This window comes from Flavobacterium succinicans, from assembly GCF_001662485.1.
In the GTDB taxonomy this organism is placed as follows: Bacteria; Bacteroidota; Bacteroidia; order Flavobacteriales; family Flavobacteriaceae; genus Flavobacterium; species Flavobacterium succinicans_A.
Genome location: NZ_JMTM01000060.1, coordinates 104,158 through 121,476, shown reverse-complemented (window position 1 = coordinate 121,476; position 17,319 = coordinate 104,158). Strand labels below are relative to the sequence as shown.

Sequence of the window (17,319 nt, the reverse complement as noted above, 5' to 3'; positions counted from 1 at the left end):
TGTACTAAAGTCGTATATTTGCAAAAAAATTTAGACCATGTCAAAACCAGTACGTGTGCGTTTTGCACCAAGTCCAACAGGACCTTTACATATCGGAGGGGTAAGAACTGCCCTTTTCAATTATTTATTTGCAAAGAAAAATAAAGGAACCTTCTACCTTAGAATAGAGGATACAGATCAAAATAGATTTGTAGCTGGAGCTGAAGAATACATTTTAGAAGCATTAGAATGGCTAGGAATCGCACCAGATGAGACCATTGGTAAAAATGAAAAATTTGGTCCTTATAGACAAAGCGAAAGAAAAGAATTGTACAGACAATATGCTGATCAATTAATCGCAACAGGAAACGCTTATTATGCTTTTGATACAGCGGATTCACTAGATACACTAAGAAAAGAATTAGAAAACGAAGGAAAAACATTTATCTATAATCATAGCAATAGAGATCAATTAAATAATTCATTAGCCTTAACTGAAGAAGAAACAAATACAAAGTTAACTAATGGAGAAGAATACGTTATTCGCTTCAAAACGCCAATAAATGAAACATTACACTTACATGATGTTATCAGAGGCGATGTAAAATTTGATACAAACTTACTTGATGATAAAGTTCTTTTCAAAAGCGATGGAATGCCAACATATCACTTAGCCAACATAGTAGACGACCATTTAATGGAAACATCACATGTCATTCGTGGTGAAGAATGGTTACCATCCATGCCATTACATGTATTGTTATACAGAGCCTTTGGATGGGAAGCACCAGAATTTGCACATTTACCATTAATTCTAAAACCAATTGGAAATGGTAAATTATCCAAAAGGGATGGTGATAAAATGGGATTTCCAGTATTCCCTTTAGAGTGGAAAACGGCTGAAGGTAGCTCTTCTGGATACAGAGAAAAAGGGTTTTATCCTGAAACAGTAGTTAATTTCTTAGCTTTATTAGGATGGAATGACGGAACAGAGAAAGAATTATTTACACTAGAAGAGTTAGCACAAGTATTCGATTTAAAAAGAGTACATAAATCAGGAGCAAAATTTGATCCTGAGAAAAACAAATGGTTTAATCATCAATATTTGATGAAAAAATCAGACGAAGATTTGGCAAAACAATTTCAACTAATTGTCGCAGAAAATACTGGAAAAATTGAAGAAATAGAAATCAATAAATTAACCAGAATTGTATCTTTAATCAAAGAAAGAGCTCATTTCGTAAATGAATTTTGGGAATTAAGTAACTACTTTTTTGAAGCACCTAATTCGTATGATGAAAAAGCAAGCAAGAACTGGAAAGAAGAAACACCCGCTTTAATGTTACAATTAATTACCATTCTTGAAGGAATTTCTGATTTTAACTCAATAAATATTGAAAACATAGTAAAAGAATGGATGACTAACAATGAAATTGGAATGGGGAAAATTATGCAACCATTTAGATTAAGTTTAGTTGGAGCCCTCAAAGGCCCTCACCTATTTGATATTGTAGAAATCATTGGAAAAGATGAAACTATAGCAAGGTTAAAAAAAGCGATAACAACTTTGTAAAATTAAAAAGCTCCCTAAATTTGGGAGCTTTTGTTTTTATTAAAGGCAATTAATATAAATAGGTTCATCAAAAAAGCCTAGAATATCAAGATTAAAATTTTCTGCAGAATTAACATCAAAGGATGAAATTCGTTTAATAAGCTGAGGACAATCATCAAAGAAGAAACGGATTTTACCAAATATATCAGACCTAGTAGAAGCTGATTTTGGACGTTTCAAATTATCAAAAACATGACTTTCTACAATTGAACCGCTTTTATCAATTATATAAAATTCATATTTAACAACAGATTCCTCTTCTTCAGAGGACATTGATGAAAATAATAAAGTCTTGGTAGCTGACTCACTCAAAACAAAAAATCCTTTAAGCTCTTTCGTGTTGGCAAATTTGACCGTTTTAAATTTATTTTTACGGATCATAACATAATCCAAATCATTAAAATTCATTTTAATTTCAGCTGGACTATTAACTAATTTATAATAAATACATTTTTCAGTATTATCAATTCTAAAGAAATTTGAGTTAATACTAATCTGTTCTCCATCCTTATTAACAATGAAGCTATTAGGATTTTCAGCAGAGAAACAAGTAAAAGAAAAAAATAAAAGGATAAAGTAAAATTTGCTCATAAATATAATAATAAATAAGCTACAAAAATAAAAGGATAGAATTACAACTTTATTACTATACTATGATGAGTACATTAAGAAATTAAAAACACAAAAATAAATGTAACATTAAAAATATTCGTACGTATAAACAATAACTAATTTTAAATTAATAAATTATGAATCCTATTTTAATTGTATTACTAGTCATCGGACTATTAATTTTATTATCTTCTTTCTTTACCGTGAAACAACAAACAGCAGTAGTTATTGAACGATTTGGAAAATTTACAAGCATAAGAAATTCAGGGTTACAACTCAAAATTCCAATTATTGACCGAGTTGCAGGAAGAGTAAATCTTAGAATTCAACAACTAGACGTACTAATTGAAACCAAAACAAAGGATAACGTTTTTATCAAAATGAAAGTTTCGGTACAGTTTAAAGTAATTCAAGACAAAGTGTACGAAGCATTCTACAAATTAGAATTTCCTCACGATCAGATTACAGCTTATGTGTTTGATGTAGTTCGGGCAGAAGTACCAAAGTTAATATTAGACGATGTTTTCGTAAGAAAAGATGATATTGCAATTGCTGTAAAAAGAGAATTAAACGAAGCCATGACTACATACGGATATGATATCATCAACACTTTGGTAACAGATATTGATCCTGATATTCAGGTAAAAAACGCAATGAACCGAATTAACGCCGCCGATAGAGAAAAAACAGCTGCAGAATTTGAATCAGAAGCACAAAGAATAAGAATTGTAGCCAAAGCAAAAGCTGAAGCTGAAAGTAAAAAATTACAAGGACAAGGTATTGCAGATCAAAGAAGAGAAATTGCTCGTGGACTGGTAGAAAGTGTAGAAGTTTTAAACAATGTAGGTATTAATTCTCAAGAAGCATCAGCATTAATTGTGGTTACACAACACTATGATACCTTACAAGCCATTGGTGCAGATGCCAATTCTAACTTAATCTTATTACCAAACTCTCCACAAGCCGGAAGTGATATGCTGAATAATATGATTGCCTCCTTCTCTGCTTCTAGTCAAGTTGGACAAATGATGAAAAAAACAGAACGAGTTAAACCAAAAGAAGTTGCAAAACCGCAACCACCAGAAGACACAGAAGAAGGAAATTCTGAAGAAGTATAAACAAAAAAAGAGGCTTAACGGCCTCTTTTTCTATTAATAAACCAACCAATAATGTAAGGAATGGCAACTTGTAGGATCTGAACGTAATTATTTGAAAGAGTAGATTTAAACGAACTTAAATAACTATTAATGATGTTTTTTGGTTCAAAACTCTCCTTGGTCTTTTGAACACTCAATAGCAATTTTTGAAAATGAATATCCTTTTCTAATTTCAAAATTTCTAAATCACGATCAATCTCGGCATAAGATGAATATTTTTTTGGTTCCATAATTTAATCGTTAAAAAAGATTTCAGAAAATTTCTCCAAAATTGGTCCTTCAACTATTTTATCTTTAATCATAAAGAAACCACAGGTTAGTAAAAGATAAATAGCGCCAATTGTTAAAAAACCTAAAGCATTGCTTTCTAAATAAGAACCAATAGCTAAAGCAGCAGCTATAGAACAAAATAATAAAACCATCGAGAAACAAAGCAATATCAAAGAAAACTTGAGAATCATGGTGGTAGATTTCATAGTTACCTTGAAACCCCAAAGCTTATAGTAGGCTACATTGCTTTCAATATAGGCTTGAAGTTGTTCTTGAATATCTTCTCTTTTCTCTTTTAGATCCTCTAAAGCCATAATTACAAGTTATTTTTGAAATTTAGCATTTTTTAATTTGAGTGCAGCTAATTTCTCTTCCAGAAAAGTAATAACATCTTCAGTTTTATGACTTGCATTAGAAACAAACTTATCCAAATTTTCCTCAAAATCATCTTTGGTTAAAAATGCTTTTTCAATAAGTCTATCTGAAACCTCAGAAAATTTTTCATTAAAATTATCTTTTGCCTCATCTACGCCTTCACGAATTTTTCTTCTTGTATGAGTCCCTTTGTCTGGAGCGAATAAAATTCCGATTCCTGCTCCAATAGCAGCTCCTGTTAAAAGTGCTAAAATGGTATTTCCAGTGTTACTTGCCATGATACTTAAAATTAGTGTTATGAATTATAAAGATACTACTTTATTAACAAAACAAAGTTAATAACGTGAAAAACTATTAAAAAGGGAAGTTAAAATTAAAATAAAGCCTCTAATTTAAAGAAAAATAAAAAGACATAAATTGAGTCGAAGAAATAAAAAAAATGTCTTAAAATTAATTTATTAAAGTCATTTTTAATAATAAAAATTAATTATTTTTTTAAAAACAATAGAAACTATTAATAATAAAAAAGCATCCCTATAAAGGATGCTTTTGATAAGAAAAATTGATGATGAAAAATTAAATCAAAGTTTGAAATTGATCTAAATGAATCGCGTCATTTTTTATGTTTTCAATGACAATCTCACGAACTAAAGTAGATTGACTTTTTAAAGACATTGTATATAATTTTTGTAAAGAATCAGTAGCAATATCTTTAAATGAAATTTTATCTGAATATTTGAGAATTAAATTTGAAAACAATAAAGCATTATTGTCATTTTTAATATTCTTACTAACCGTTTGCGTCAATAAACTATAATTGTCAATACTTTCGATATTACCAACAATTGATGTTAACAAAGCAGAAGCAACGTTTGCATCTTTTTCTTTAACGTACTTATTGATTTCCTTTTGAGTATTCATCAAAAGATTTGCTTCTTTCTTGTCTTTCTCCTCCCAAGCATCTTTCAAACCAACCGTTTTGTTAAATACTAATTTTGAAGCAGTTGTATCTTTATCAACAGAAAAATAACCCAATCTTTGGAATTGATAATGACTACCAGAAACTGTATCTTGTAAACTTGGTTCCACAAAACCAGTTACAATTTGCAAAGAAGATGGATTTACAAATTCTAAGAAACTCTTCTCTTTATGACTATCCGGTGCTTCATCTGTAAATAAACGATCATACAAACGAACTTCTGCTTCAATAGCGTGATTGATTGCAACCCAATGAAGCGTTCCAGCTACTTTACGTTTGCTGGCTTCACTCCCACTTCCACTTAAAGAATCGGTGTCATAAGTAACGTGGATTTCTTTTATCGAACCATCAGAATTTTTTACAACTGACTCACCCTTAATAATATAACCGTTTTTTAAACGTACTTCATTACCAATACTCAATCTAAAAAACTTGGCTGGAGCTACTTCAAGAAAATCTTCTTTTTCTATGTATAATTCACGAGAGAAAGGCACTTTTCTGAAACCAGCAGCTTCATCTTCTTGATTATTTTCAGCATCTAACCATTCCACTTTGTCTTCTGGATAATTGGTAATAACCAATTTTACAGGATCCAAAACAGCCATAACTCTAGGTGCTTTTTTATTCAAATCTTCACGTAGACAGAAGTCTAATAAAGAGATATCAATAATATTTTCACGTTTAGCAACACCAATTGTATCACAAAATTTACGAATAGAAGCAGCGGTATACCCTCTTCTACGTAAACCAGAAATAGTAGGCATTCTTGGATCATCCCACCCATTAACTACTTTATCTTGAACCAATTGTAATAATTTTCGTTTGCTCATAACGGTATAATTCAAGTTCAAACGAGCAAATTCATATTGATGTGGTCTTACTTTTTCCGAATCATAAATTTGATCCAAAAACCAGTCATACAATTCGCGATGCATCACAAATTCCAAAGTACAAATAGAGTGAGAAATTTGTTCCAAATAATCGCTTTCACCATGAGCATAATCATACATCGGGTAAATATTCCAGTCATTACCAGTACGATGATGATGGCGATGTAAAATTCTGTACATTAATGGATCACGCATCAACATATTGGTAGACGTCATATCAATTTTGGCTCTCAAAACGTGACTTCCTTCCGGAAAATCACCATTTTTCATGCCTTCAAATAACTGAAGATTTTCTTCTATAGTACGATTTCTATAAGGGCCATCAACACCAGGTTGCGTTGGAGTTCCTTTTTGAGCAGCCATTTCTTCTGAAGTTTGGCTATCTACATAAGCTTTTCCTTTTTTAATCAAAAGAATAGCCCAATCATACAATTGTTGAAAATAATCAGAAGAATACAATTCTTCAGACCAATTAAAACCTAACCATTTTACATCTTCTTTGATAGCATCAACGTATTCTTGCTCTTCTTTTGCAGGATTCGTATCATCAAATCGAAGATTAACTGGAGCGTTATATTTTAAACCTAAACCAAAATTTAGACAAATAGATTTGGCATGACCAATGTGTAAATACCCATTAGGTTCTGGTGGAAAACGGAAGCGTAATTGCTCTTTAGGAAAACCATTAGCAATACTATCTTCAATGATTTGTTCTATAAAATGAAGTGATTTTTCTTCTGCAGCCATTATATTGAAATTTGAACGGCAAAGTTATCAAAATTGTTGAGGAATCTAGGTATAATAAGGTTCTTTATTTATTTATTCCATTAAAAAAACAAAAGAATTTGTACTTTTATAGCCAATAAATAATACGTTTTTAAAACAAAAATGGGTAAAATAAAACTTAATAATATTCGCACGTTTTCATATCATGGTTGTTTAATCGAAGAATCAAAAATAGGTTCAGAATACCGAGTAGATTTAGAGATTGAAACCGATCTTACACAATCGGCACTATCCGATCAGTTAAAAGATACCGTTGATTATGTCTTATTAAATCGAATTGTGATGGAAGAAATGGCTATTCGATCAGCACTATTAGAGCATGTAACTCACAGAATCATTGTTCGAGCAATGAAAGAAGTTCCAACAATTACGAAAATTGAAGTAGCGGTTTCAAAAATTAATCCTCCAATTGGTGGTGATGTAGAAGCAGTTACCATTATAATGAGTGAAACTAGAAATTAAACGTAAAAATTAAAAAGTTAAAAAGAAATACTATTCTATTTTATTTAGAATTCGAAATTTGCTTTTTGAAAATTTTATAGTACATTTGCAATCCGTTTAAACAATGGCGTCGTGGCCGAGCGGCTAGGCTGGGCTCTGCAAAAGCTCCTACTCCGGTTCGAATCCGGACGATGCCTCTGAAACCTTCAAGGAAACTTGGAGGTTTTTTTTATGGATAATTTTTTATGAAAAATTAGATAAAGAAAAGGTTCGAATCCGGACGATGCCTTTAATGTCTTCAAGGAAACTCGGAGGTTTTTTTATGGTTAATTTTTAAGAAAAATTAGATAAAGAAAAGGTTCGAATTCGAACGATGACTTTAATACCTTCAAAGAAACTTGAAGGTTTTTTTTATGGATAATTTTTATGAAAAATTAGATAAAGAAAGGTTCGAATCCGAACGATGACTTTAATACCTTCAAAGAAACTTGAAGGTTTTTTTTATGGTAAATTTTTAAGAAAAATTAGATAAAGAAAGGTTCGAATCGGGACGATGCCTTTAATATCTTCAAGGAAACTTGGAGGTTTTTTTATGGTTAATTTTTAAGAAAAATTAGATAAAGAAAGGTTCGAATCCGGATAAACAATCAAAAGAGATGTATAAATGTATCTCTCTTTTTTATAATTATTGTAACTACTCAGCTTGTCTTACTTTCAATTGTCTCCAACTTTAGCAGGAGTCATGATTGGGATTGATTGCATTGGCTTTAGTCAAATAAAAGCAATAAATTTTGAATAAAGCCTTTAAAAATTTAAAATTTCATTTCTCCAACTAAAGTTGGAGGCAATTTAATGTCAAAATAATACCTGATTAGTTACTCATTAATTTAAAAAATATGATAGTATAGAAGACGAAATAAAGTGTAGTCTTAAACAAAAAAAGCTTCTGAAATTCAGAAGCTTTATCTTTTTTTTTTGAATAGGAATGACTCCTACTCTATCTTTTCTAAAGCATGCTTTACCATTTGTTTTTCCCCTGGAAAAAAACCTTGGGTAATTAAAACTAATCCAAAAATCATTAAAACTACGGCTATTCCTTTTTTAATTTTATGAATATTAGTAGGCGTCATTTTCGATTTTAATTTCTTAGCTAATACAATTTTAATACAATCAATTAGTAAATAAGAAAGAATTACTGAAACGAAAAAAGTCAACATTCTTGACGTTTTCATGTCCATTTTTGGTCCAACAGAAATGATAACTGCTAACCAAAAACCCAACACACCAATATTGATAATATTCAGAAAAAAACCTTTCATAAATAAGCTTCCGTAGTTTTTTTTAAGTATTTCATCTTGTAAAATTTCTTCTGGAGATTTCTCTGTATTTCGCAATTTGATAAAAGAAATTATTCCATAAGCCAGCATCACAATTCCACCAAAAATAAATAAAGAAGGTTCATCTTTAAGGCTAGTAATTAAACGATAACTTCCAAGATAAGCGATTAAAATAAACACAATATCACCAAAAATAACGCCTAAATCAAATACCATTGCCGCTCTAAATCCTTTACTTATACTAGTTTCTAGTAAAATAAAGAAAACAGGACCAATCATAAAACTTAAAAAAATTCCCCAAGGAATTCCCGCTAAAATATCGTTAATCATTTAGTAGTAATTAGTAAATAGTAATTAGTGAATAGCTAAAAGCCTAGTTAAAGTTACTTTTCAATTATCGTTCCACCAAGGATCGTTTGCTGATTAATTTGTTTTGGTTTACCATAAATGTAAATAGAGCCTCCAGCCTTCACTTTTGCATCCACTAAGGTTGTTGTATGTATTTCAGCTTTTCCTCCTGCTGCAACGCTTATAGTCGCTTGTGAGCTTATTAAATCTTTGGCTTCTAAAACACCACCAGAAGCAATCGTAATGGTTTGATTGTTGGTTTTTCCTGTCAAGTCTAAAATTCCTCCAGAAACGGCTCTAATTATTGCTTTTTCTGTATCAAATTCGACTTTTATGGTAGCACCTTCTTTAGTATTCAGGCTTAAAAGCGTTTGTTTGAATGGAAAATCACAAGAAACATAACTTCCTTCACTAGCATCAATACTTTCAATTTTTTTAAAATGTAACTCAATTTTAATATCGTTTCCAGACATTAATTTCGGAAAAGGCATTCTTAATTTCAATTGACCATTATTATTAATAAATTCAACTTCACTAGCTCTTGTTCCTGAAATACTGACTTTATTTTCGTTTGAAGGAATCAACTTTACAGTCAATTGATCGAATACTTTTACACTATCAAAATCGCCTAAATTCTTGGTGACTTGAGCTTGTAAATAACTCGTTAAAAACAAAGTAACTACAACTATTATATTCTTCATAGCTTATTTATTATTAATTATTACTTCTAATAAAATGAAAATCCAATTGTTTTTTAACCAAATCAGCGTTCTTAACTTTTACATAAATTTCGTCTCCTAATTGCAATAAATTATGTGAAGTAGCGCCAACCAATGCATATTGTTTCTCGTCAAAAGTATAATAATCTTCTTTAATATCACGAATTCTTACCATTCCTTCGCACTTATTTTCGATGATTTCTACATAAATTCCCCACTCCGTTACTCCTGAAATGACACCCAAAAACTCTTGATCTTGATGGTTTTGCATGTATTTTACCTGCATGTATTTGATAGAATCACGTTCTGCATTGGTGGCCAAACCTTCCATTGTTGACGAATGCAAGCATTTGGTTTCATAGGTTTCTTCATCTACAGATTTTCCTCCATCTAAATAAAATTGTAACAATCTATGCACCATTACATCAGGATACCTACGAATGGGTGAAGTAAAATGAGAATAATAATCGAAAGCTAATCCGTAATGACCAATATTATCGGTTGAATATTTGGCTTTACTCATGGAACGAATGGCTAAAGTATCAATCAAATTTTGTTCTTTTTTACCACTCACCTCTTCCATCAAGGCATTCAATGATTTAGAGATATCACCTTTGTTTCTAAAGTCAATTTTATATCCAAATTTAGCAATCACATTTTGCATAGCAATTAGCTTATCTTCATTGGGTTCATCGTGAATTCTGTAAATAAACGTTTTCTTTTGTTTTCCAATATATTCCGCTACTTTTCTATTGGCCAAAAGCATAAATTCTTCAATCAAATGATTGGCATCTTTGGCTATTTTGAAGTACACGCCTTCCGGTTCTCCTTCTTTATCTAAATTGAATTTTACTTCAACTTTATCAAAAGAAATAGCGCCTTCATTCATTCTATTTCTTCTTAAAATTTTGGCTAACTCATCCATTTTTAGCGTAGCTTCAACAATTTCGTCGGCCACAACATAGCTACTTCCTGTGATTGAAGTCTCAACTGGAATCGTATTGTCTTTGGTTTCAATGATGTATTGTGCTTCTTCATACGCAAATCGTTGGTCTGAAAAAATGACCGTTCTTCCAAACCATTGGTTCACTACTTTGGCTTTGGCATCCAATTCAAAAATAGCCGAAAACGTATATTTCTCTTCCTGAGGTCGTAAAGAACAAGCAAAATTGGATAAAACCTCTGGTAACATAGGTACTACCCTATCTACCAAATACACCGAAGTGGCGCGTTGATAGGCTTCATCATCAAGTATAGTTCCTTCTTCTAAGTAATAAGAAACATCTGCAATATGAACACCAATTTCAAAATTACCATTCTCTAATTTCTTAAAAGACAAGGCATCATCAAAATCTTTGGCATCTTTTGGGTCAATGGTGAAAGTGAGTGTATCTCGCATATCGCGACGCTTGGCAATTTCACTTTCTTGAATCGTCGTATCAATTTTTTGAGCAAAGGTTTCGACTTCGATGGGAAACTCAGAAGGCAAACCATATTCTGCTAAAATAGCGTGAATCTCGGTATCATGTTCACCAGGTTTTCCTAATACTTTTTCTACTCTACCAAAAGGACTATCGGCTCTTTTAGGCCAATCTTCTATATGAACCAGAACGACATCTCCGTGCTCTGCCTCCCCTATTTTATCTTTTGGAATAAAAATATCGGTGTACATTTTTGGATTGGCAGTAGAAACAAAAGCAAAATTCTTTTGAATGTCAATCACACCCACAAAATCAGTTTTAGCTCTTTCGACTACTTCAATTACTTCGCCTTCAGGACGTTTTCCTTTTCTTCGATTGTAAACATAGACCTTTACTTTGTCTTTGTCTAAGGCACGATTCAAATTATTGGTTGGAATAAAAACGTCTTCTTCAAAATCTGGACAAATAAAATAAGCCGTTTTACGACCGGTCATATCGATAGTTCCTTCGTAATAATCTTGGCTAATAGCTTTTACAAGATACTTTCCTGGTTCGGTTTCAATTATTTTTTTGGCAGCAGCCAAAAGTTTCAAATCTTTGATAATTTGATTTCTACTTTGAGTATCATCTAGTTCAAGCGTAGCTGCTATTTGCTTGTAGTTAAACCCTTTGTTAGGGTTTTGAGCCAATATTTTTAAAATTTTATCACTAAAATCTTTCTCTTTCTTGATTGGCTTTCTTAATCTTTTACGCATATATCTTTTCTAATAAAGTCTAAAATTACAAAATAGTTAACGGTAAACAGTAAATACGCTTTAGTTTTAAATAAAATATAACTCTAACTATTTTTTATATCTTTATAAAAACAACCCTCATGGAAGATTTTAATACTTTAGCAGTCTTTACTTATCCACATGAAATAGTGGTTTTAAAGCACATTTTAGAGCTAGAAAAAATTCCTTTTTTCTTTGAAAACGAAATCACTCTTTCGGTAGCTCCTTTTTACACCAATGCCTTGGGCGGAATTCAACTCAAAGTACATCCCAACGATTTCGAAACTGTTCAAACCATTTTAGACCACCTCAATAACCATTTGAAAATTGTCTAACAGCTCCTACCCTACTTTTTCAAAATTCAAAGTTGTCAACATTCATTAAAATAATAAAAAAGAAAATTTAAAATTTAAATATTTTTTGATGGTTATTATAGCGTGTTAATAATGGCAATAATTTTTTTATAAAATGATTAAATTTGGACTTTTGCTTTTTTATTTAGAGTTATTAACACTGTTTTTAATACCTAAAAGGTTTATTTTTAGTTCTTTTTAAATTTTAATTAACAACGGTTAATAACAGAAAATGAAATAAAATTGTAAATAAGTTTTTTAAAAAAAGATGTTAATAAACCTCTTCAGTGTATTGATAACTATTCTAAAAAATAGCCAAACTTTTTTTGTTTTTTTCATTCCTATTTTGGATTACATATTTTTTTAATACCAACTAAAAAAACTTCTAATTTTCTTTCCTAACTTATTAACATTTCGTGTTAATTTAAAGTTAACTGAATATCAAGTAATTAGGTTTTGGTATTAACAATGCAAAAAATTAACATTTATTATAGCGTAAATGAGTTGATTTTTAGTATTTTATAAAAATATCAAAATTGCTAAAAAAGTTAAAATACTAGTTTTATGTGAGTTAGGAAAGAGTTTATTTTTTGTTCTATTTTCTATAAAAATGATCAATATTTAGGTGGATCTAAAAGTAAAATTTATAACCATAACTCAATTTGTTTGGTTAAATTTGTGCACTCACAACTAAATACATTGACTAATGAAAATTTCTATCGGAAACGATCACGCAGGACCAGATTATAAAAAAGCAATTGTTCATTATTTAGAATCAAAAGGACATCAGGTTACCAATTACGGAACAGATTCAGAGGATTCAGTAGATTACCCAGATTTTGGACATCCTGTTGCTAACGATGTAGAAGAAGGTAAAGCCGATTTTGGAATCGTTATTTGTGGTAGTGGAAATGGAATTGCAATGACGGTAAACAAACATGCTGGAGTAAGAGCTGGTCTTTGTTGGACCAAAGAAATTGCTTATTTAACTCGTTTACATAATGATGCTAATGTGTTGAGTATTCCAGCACGTTTTACTTCTATTCAACAAGCTGTTGAAATTGTAGAAACCTTTTTAGCTACAGATTTTGAGGGAGGAAGACACCAAAATAGAGTGAATAAAATCGCTTGTCAATAAAAAAATTTTCGAGGTGCTTCGCACCATTTTAGTATAAAAAAACCGCTTAGTATTATTATAAACTAAGCGGTTTTTGTTGTTTTTATTTTTGAAGTTTTTCAAACAATGCTTTTAATTTGAAATCTTCTTGAATGACATGATTTTTGGTGGAAATCATTGTTTTAATAGACTGAATTCTTTCTTTTGTCACCGGATGTGTACTCAAAAACTCAGGCATTTCGATACTGTGTTCTTTCTGTAATCGCTGGAATAAAGTCACCATTCCTTTTGGATTAACGTGATTTTTGGTCACAATAGCAAAACCTTCTTCGTCGGCTTCTCGTTCATATTCTCTAGAAAAAGATAGCGATTGCAACGTATTTACATTATCTCCTAAAACGGCCATTACTCCATTTACATCTCCTAAAACAGTAGAAATGAAAAGGTAACCTGATAAATTTCTGCAAAGCATTTTCATCGAATGACGGTTGTTTACGTGAGCAGCTTCATGCCCAATCAAACCCACTAATTCGTCATAATTATTCATTTCATTCAAAATGCCAGTATAGACTACAATGGTACCATCGGGTAGGGCATAGGCATTCATAATATCAGCATCGATGACTTTAAATTTCAATTTCTTTTTGTTGTTGAGTTGTAAATTAGCGGCAAAATCATTCAATATTTTAGTTTTTTCTACCTGACTGTTTCCTAAAAGTGAATTTTCGTCTATAAAAGTTTCGCCTAATGAGTCATCATAACTTTCAGGAATTAACACCACAGATTTTTCGGCTACCCAAGGTAGAATATATATATACGATAAGCCAATGATTGTCAACAAAAACAACGCTAAAAACACATGAAATTTCAAAGGTTTATGTAAAAGCGTTTGATACCAACTCAATTGTCCTGATGTTTTTCTGAATTGATTAATTGAAGTAATCAATGCAGCATCGGTAATTTTTATGGTTTGAATTGGATCTTCACCGTGTTGCAAAAACAAGGCGGTACTCCTATGTTCAAATGCAATCGCACTGATCAACCACGTATAGGATGCACTTCTTTCAGGAAAAGAATTTTCTTCTTCATTTACACTACTTTTTGGTTCTATTTGGAAGGTAAACTGCCCTTTAGTTGCATCAAAAAATAAATCGATTGTTTTTGGAACAGAAGATCGTCCGTCATAAAAAACGCTTTTTGAAACTGTAGTCATTTTTTAAATAATAAAATCCAAATCTAAGAAATCACTAATATCTTCGCCTGTTGCATCTTTGAAGTTTTCTTCGGTTTGTGTCAGACTATCCAAATCGATATTTCCTTCAATTTCTATATGGCTAAAAATGTATTTCAAAGTTCTAGTGACTACCCAAGCATAGCCTAAACCAAGGGTAAAAATCAAAATCAAAAGATTGGTAATTCCTAAGCTAAGAAAATCTCCACCAGTAGCTGTTGAAGTCAATTGCAATTCTTTGTCGTCTTTGTGTAAACTTAAATTAGAAACATAGTAGTTAAATAAGTCTTTTTGCCACCAAAATATGTAAATTCCAAGTGTAAAAACAGTTAATAAATATCCTTTTATGTTTAGAAAGAAATAGTCTGCACCATCTCCATTATAACTAAATTCAGCATCACCAAAGCGGATGTTACTAATTAGGTATCGTCTCATGTTAATTGTCATCCATGAACCATAAATTGTTAATGTTACGATAGTCAAAAGGATCCATTTGAAGAAATTTAAAGTAAATTCTTTACGATCTCCTCTATAACCAAATCGAATGCCTCTCCAAGAAGTTCTAGACATTCTATAACGGTATGAACCATGAATGGCCAAGGGTAATAGTGCCAAGAAACCTAAATAGAATAGCAGTAAGCCAACAACCGGCATTTGCAAGTGAACTAATAAAAAAAGGATACCATAAAGCGATCCGAAAATTAATAAGGCTTTGATAAAACCTTTAAACATTTCTTTTCCAGTACCGTGAAAAGCGAATGAGTCACCATTAAGATGTGTTTCTCCATAAAGATAGTTGAGTTGTTTGGCTTTGGCCCAAGGGTAATAAATACCTAATGTAATCAAGGTTAAAAGCCAATTAACGATAATGACACTAAAAAAATCGCTGCCTTTTCCGGTGTAGGCCAATTGATACTCTTGTTTTTGGGTTACTGTTTCTTCCATAAATAATTTGATTAGTTTTCTGGTTATAAATAATTTGGCTAAATATATTATTTTTTTAACTAATGATGGTATCAATTTTTCTTATTGAATCATCAATCATAAAAATGTAAAGAAGCACAACAAAAACTTTTTAAAGTAATACATTTGCAGTTAATTTAGACAAAATCAATATAACAATGATACAAGTTTCTGAAGCAGCTAGTAAAAAAATTATCGAGATGATGAAAGACGATGGTTTTGATGCTACCAATGATTACGTTAGAGTCGGCGTTAAATCAGGTGGTTGTTCAGGATTATCTTATGATTTAACCTTCGATAAAGCAATAGGAGAAAACGATAAAGTTTTTGAAGATAATAATGTAAGAATAGCAGTCGAAAAAAAATCGTTTCTGTATTTAGCAGGAACCATTTTAGAATTTTCCGGAGGATTAAACGGAAAAGGATTTGTTTTTAATAATCCAAACGCACAAAGAACCTGTGGATGTGGGGAATCTTTTTCTCTATAAATAAAAAAATATGAGTAAATATACTGAGGACGATTTAAAAATCGAACTAGAAAATAAAGAATACGAATACGGATTTTACACCAATTTGGATTCCGAAACGTTTCCTATTGGATTAAATGAAGACATTGTTAGAGCGATTTCAAAAAAGAAAGAAGAGCCACAATGGATGACCGATTGGCGCATTGAAGCGTTTCGTGCTTGGCAAGAAATGATCGAACCAGAATGGGCGAATGTACATTATGAAAAACCAGATTTTCAAGCCATTTCTTATTATTCCGCGCCAAAAGCAGTAGATCCAAACAAAACATTGGATGATGTTGATCCTGAGCTTTTAGAAATGTATAAAAAGTTAGGTATCTCTGTTGATGAACAAAAAATGATGAACAATGTAGCCATGGATATCGTGGTTGACTCCGTATCAGTAGCAACAACTTTCAAGAAAACGTTGGGCGAGAAAGGAATTATCTTTTGTTCGATTTCAGAAGCCATCAAAGAACATCCAGATTTAGTTCGTAAATATTTAGGTACTGTTGTTCCTCAGAAAGACAACTTTTATGCTGCTTTAAACTCGGCAGTATTCTCAGACGGTTCTTTCTGTTATATTCCAAAAGGAGTTAAATGTCCAATGGAATTGTCTACCTACTTCCGAATTAATCAAGCAGGAACAGGACAATTTGAACGCACCTTGGTCATTGCTGACGAAGGAAGTTATGTTTCTTATCTAGAAGGTTGTACAGCACCAAGTCGTGACGAGAATCAATTGCACGCGGCTGTGGTAGAATTGATTGCTTTGGATAATGCCGAAATCAAATATTCTACCGTACAAAACTGGTTCCCTGGGAACAAAGAGGGTAAAGGTGGGGTGTATAATTTTGTAACCAAAAGAGGGCTTTGTGAAACTAATGCAAAAATTTCTTGGACACAAGTAGAAACCGGATCTGCGGTAACTTGGAAATATCCATCTTGCGTATTAAAAGGAGATAATTCAGTAGGAGAGTTTTACTCTATTGCAGTAACGAATAATTTCCAACAAGCCGATACGGGAACTAAGATGATACATTTGGGAAAAAATACCAAATCGACTATTATTTCTAAAGGTATTTCGGCAGGAAAATCACAAAACAGTTATAGAGGTTTAGTACAAATTAGCCCAAGAGCTGAAAATGCTCGTAACTTTTCGCAATGTGACTCCTTATTAATGGGTAATAATTGTGGGGCACATACTTTTCCGTACATCGAAAGTAAAAATCCAACAGCAAAAATTGAACACGAGGCTACAACAAGTAAAATTGGAGAAGATCAAGTCTTTTATTGTAACCAACGCGGAATCCCAACCGAAAAAGCCATTGCTTTAATCGTAAACGGTTTTAGCAAAGACGTGTTGAATAAATTACCGATGGAGTTTGCTGTGGAAGCCCAAAAATTATTGGAAATTTCGTTAGAAGGTTCTGTGGGGTAATTTTTTATA

The 17,319-nt window shown here is 31.6% G+C and carries 17 protein-coding genes and 1 tRNA gene; 8 read left to right on the top strand and 10 right to left on the bottom strand.

Going from position 1 to position 17,319, the window contains the following annotated elements; all coding sequences use genetic code 11:
* Positions 1 to 37: 37 nt before the first annotated feature.
* Entirely contained in the window at positions 38 to 1,552 is a 1,515-nt protein-coding gene (gene gltX / locus FLB_RS10850) for a glutamate--tRNA ligase (RefSeq protein ID WP_064715978.1), read from the top strand.
* 39 nt (positions 1,553 to 1,591) lie between these two features.
* On the opposite strand, the gene FLB_RS10845 is transcribed toward gltX, so the two are convergent.
* A complete protein-coding gene (locus FLB_RS10845) occupies positions 1,592 to 2,182 on the bottom strand; it encodes a hypothetical protein (protein WP_064715977.1) in 591 nt (196 codons plus the stop codon).
* Positions 2,183 to 2,340: 158 nt separating this feature from the next.
* Between FLB_RS10845 and FLB_RS10840 the strand changes: the two genes are divergently transcribed.
* The gene (locus FLB_RS10840) at positions 2,341 to 3,321 is read left to right on the top strand and encodes an SPFH domain-containing protein (protein WP_064715976.1); all 981 of its coding nucleotides are present in this window, start codon (positions 2,341 to 2,343) and stop codon (positions 3,319 to 3,321) included.
* A 14-nt stretch (positions 3,322 to 3,335) separates the two neighbouring features.
* On the opposite strand, the gene FLB_RS10835 is transcribed toward FLB_RS10840, so the two are convergent.
* From FLB_RS10835 to FLB_RS10820, 4 genes are all read right to left on the bottom strand, one after another.
* Positions 3,336 to 3,590, bottom strand: a complete 255-nt coding sequence (locus FLB_RS10835; protein ID WP_064715975.1) for a DUF6327 family protein — start codon at positions 3,588 to 3,590, stop codon at positions 3,336 to 3,338.
* A 3-nt stretch (positions 3,591 to 3,593) separates the two neighbouring features.
* Entirely contained in the window at positions 3,594 to 3,944 is a 351-nt protein-coding gene (locus FLB_RS10830; RefSeq protein WP_064715974.1) for a hypothetical protein, read from the bottom strand.
* Positions 3,945 to 3,953: 9 nt separating this feature from the next.
* Complete coding sequence (locus FLB_RS10825) at positions 3,954 to 4,283, bottom strand: YtxH domain-containing protein (protein ID WP_064715973.1); 330 nt, start codon at positions 4,281 to 4,283, stop codon at positions 3,954 to 3,956.
* A 298-nt stretch (positions 4,284 to 4,581) separates the two neighbouring features.
* On the bottom strand, positions 4,582 to 6,621 hold the full coding sequence (locus FLB_RS10820) for a glutamine--tRNA ligase/YqeY domain fusion protein (protein WP_064715972.1): 2,040 nt from the start codon (positions 6,619 to 6,621) through the stop codon (positions 4,582 to 4,584).
* A gap of 141 nt (positions 6,622 to 6,762) precedes the next feature.
* Here FLB_RS10820 and folB point away from each other — a divergent pair, with 141 nt between their 5' ends.
* Positions 6,763 to 7,122 (top strand): dihydroneopterin aldolase, encoded by a 360-nt coding sequence (gene folB / locus FLB_RS10815; RefSeq protein ID WP_064715971.1) that lies wholly within the window; start codon positions 6,763 to 6,765, stop codon positions 7,120 to 7,122.
* 105 nt (positions 7,123 to 7,227) lie between these two features.
* Positions 7,228 to 7,298 (top strand) — tRNA-Cys (locus FLB_RS14270).
* Positions 7,299 to 8,093: 795 nt separating this feature from the next.
* On the opposite strand, the gene FLB_RS10810 is transcribed toward FLB_RS14270, so the two are convergent.
* The 3 genes from FLB_RS10810 to rnr are packed head-to-tail and all read right to left on the bottom strand — an operon-like array spanning position 8,094 to position 11,681.
* The gene (locus tag FLB_RS10810) at positions 8,094 to 8,768 is read right to left on the bottom strand and encodes a LysE family translocator (RefSeq protein ID WP_064715970.1); all 675 of its coding nucleotides are present in this window, start codon (positions 8,766 to 8,768) and stop codon (positions 8,094 to 8,096) included.
* Positions 8,769 to 8,821: 53 nt separating this feature from the next.
* Positions 8,822 to 9,487, bottom strand: a complete 666-nt coding sequence (locus tag FLB_RS10805) for a head GIN domain-containing protein (protein ID WP_064715969.1) — start codon at positions 9,485 to 9,487, stop codon at positions 8,822 to 8,824.
* Between the two features lie 13 nt (positions 9,488 to 9,500).
* Complete coding sequence (gene rnr / locus FLB_RS10800; protein ID WP_064715968.1) at positions 9,501 to 11,681, bottom strand: ribonuclease R; 2,181 nt, start codon at positions 11,679 to 11,681, stop codon at positions 9,501 to 9,503.
* Positions 11,682 to 11,800: 119 nt separating this feature from the next.
* Here rnr and FLB_RS10795 point away from each other — a divergent pair, with 119 nt between their 5' ends.
* Positions 11,801 to 12,034, top strand: a complete 234-nt coding sequence (locus tag FLB_RS10795) for a hypothetical protein (RefSeq protein ID WP_064715967.1) — start codon at positions 11,801 to 11,803, stop codon at positions 12,032 to 12,034.
* A gap of 724 nt (positions 12,035 to 12,758) precedes the next feature.
* Positions 12,759 to 13,190, top strand: coding sequence for a ribose 5-phosphate isomerase B (rpiB, locus tag FLB_RS10790; RefSeq protein ID WP_064715966.1), 432 nt, complete (start codon positions 12,759 to 12,761; stop codon positions 13,188 to 13,190).
* Positions 13,191 to 13,272: 82 nt separating this feature from the next.
* Here the strand turns inward: rpiB and FLB_RS10785 are convergent, their stop codons facing one another.
* On the bottom strand, positions 13,273 to 14,382 hold the full coding sequence (locus FLB_RS10785) for a M48 family metallopeptidase (protein WP_064715965.1): 1,110 nt from the start codon (positions 14,380 to 14,382) through the stop codon (positions 13,273 to 13,275).
* A gap of 3 nt (positions 14,383 to 14,385) precedes the next feature.
* Positions 14,386 to 15,345 carry a YjgN family protein gene (locus FLB_RS10780; RefSeq protein ID WP_082923271.1) on the bottom strand — a complete coding sequence of 320 codons (960 nt, stop codon included), beginning with the start codon at positions 15,343 to 15,345 and terminating at the stop codon, positions 14,386 to 14,388.
* A gap of 176 nt (positions 15,346 to 15,521) precedes the next feature.
* On the opposite strand from FLB_RS10780, the gene FLB_RS10775 reads away from it, so the two are divergent.
* Positions 15,522 to 15,851, top strand: a complete 330-nt coding sequence (locus FLB_RS10775; protein ID WP_064715964.1) for a HesB/IscA family protein — start codon at positions 15,522 to 15,524, stop codon at positions 15,849 to 15,851.
* Positions 15,852 to 15,861: 10 nt separating this feature from the next.
* Positions 15,862 to 17,310: a Fe-S cluster assembly protein SufB gene (gene sufB / locus FLB_RS10770; protein ID WP_064715963.1), complete on the top strand. Its 1,449-nt coding sequence runs from the start codon at positions 15,862 to 15,864 to the stop codon at positions 17,308 to 17,310.
* The last annotated feature ends 9 nt before the right edge of the window (positions 17,311 to 17,319 follow it).

Bases quoted from the DNA above. Each gene is read 5' to 3' on its own strand.
- gltX (WP_064715978.1), top strand. From the start codon at position 38: ATGTCAAAACCAGTACGTGTGCGTTTTGCACCAAGTCCAACAGGACCT.
- FLB_RS10845 (WP_064715977.1), bottom strand. From the start codon at position 2,182: ATGAGCAAATTTTACTTTATCCTTTTATTTTTTTCTTTTACTTGTTTC.
- FLB_RS10840 (WP_064715976.1), top strand. From the start codon at position 2,341: ATGAATCCTATTTTAATTGTATTACTAGTCATCGGACTATTAATTTTA.
- FLB_RS10835 (WP_064715975.1), bottom strand. From the start codon at position 3,590: ATGGAACCAAAAAAATATTCATCTTATGCCGAGATTGATCGTGATTTA.
- FLB_RS10830 (WP_064715974.1), bottom strand. From the start codon at position 3,944: ATGGCTTTAGAGGATCTAAAAGAGAAAAGAGAAGATATTCAAGAACAA.
- FLB_RS10825 (WP_064715973.1), bottom strand. From the start codon at position 4,283: ATGGCAAGTAACACTGGAAATACCATTTTAGCACTTTTAACAGGAGCT.
- FLB_RS10820 (WP_064715972.1), bottom strand. From the start codon at position 6,621: ATGGCTGCAGAAGAAAAATCACTTCATTTTATAGAACAAATCATTGAA.
- folB (WP_064715971.1), top strand. From the start codon at position 6,763: ATGGGTAAAATAAAACTTAATAATATTCGCACGTTTTCATATCATGGT.
- FLB_RS10810 (WP_064715970.1), bottom strand. From the start codon at position 8,768: ATGATTAACGATATTTTAGCGGGAATTCCTTGGGGAATTTTTTTAAGT.
- FLB_RS10805 (WP_064715969.1), bottom strand. From the start codon at position 9,487: ATGAAGAATATAATAGTTGTAGTTACTTTGTTTTTAACGAGTTATTTA.
- rnr (WP_064715968.1), bottom strand. From the start codon at position 11,681: ATGCGTAAAAGATTAAGAAAGCCAATCAAGAAAGAGAAAGATTTTAGT.
- FLB_RS10795 (WP_064715967.1), top strand. From the start codon at position 11,801: ATGGAAGATTTTAATACTTTAGCAGTCTTTACTTATCCACATGAAATA.
- rpiB (WP_064715966.1), top strand. From the start codon at position 12,759: ATGAAAATTTCTATCGGAAACGATCACGCAGGACCAGATTATAAAAAA.
- FLB_RS10785 (WP_064715965.1), bottom strand. From the start codon at position 14,382: ATGACTACAGTTTCAAAAAGCGTTTTTTATGACGGACGATCTTCTGTT.
- FLB_RS10780 (WP_082923271.1), bottom strand. From the start codon at position 15,345: ATGGAAGAAACAGTAACCCAAAAACAAGAGTATCAATTGGCCTACACC.
- FLB_RS10775 (WP_064715964.1), top strand. From the start codon at position 15,522: ATGATACAAGTTTCTGAAGCAGCTAGTAAAAAAATTATCGAGATGATG.
- sufB (WP_064715963.1), top strand. From the start codon at position 15,862: ATGAGTAAATATACTGAGGACGATTTAAAAATCGAACTAGAAAATAAA.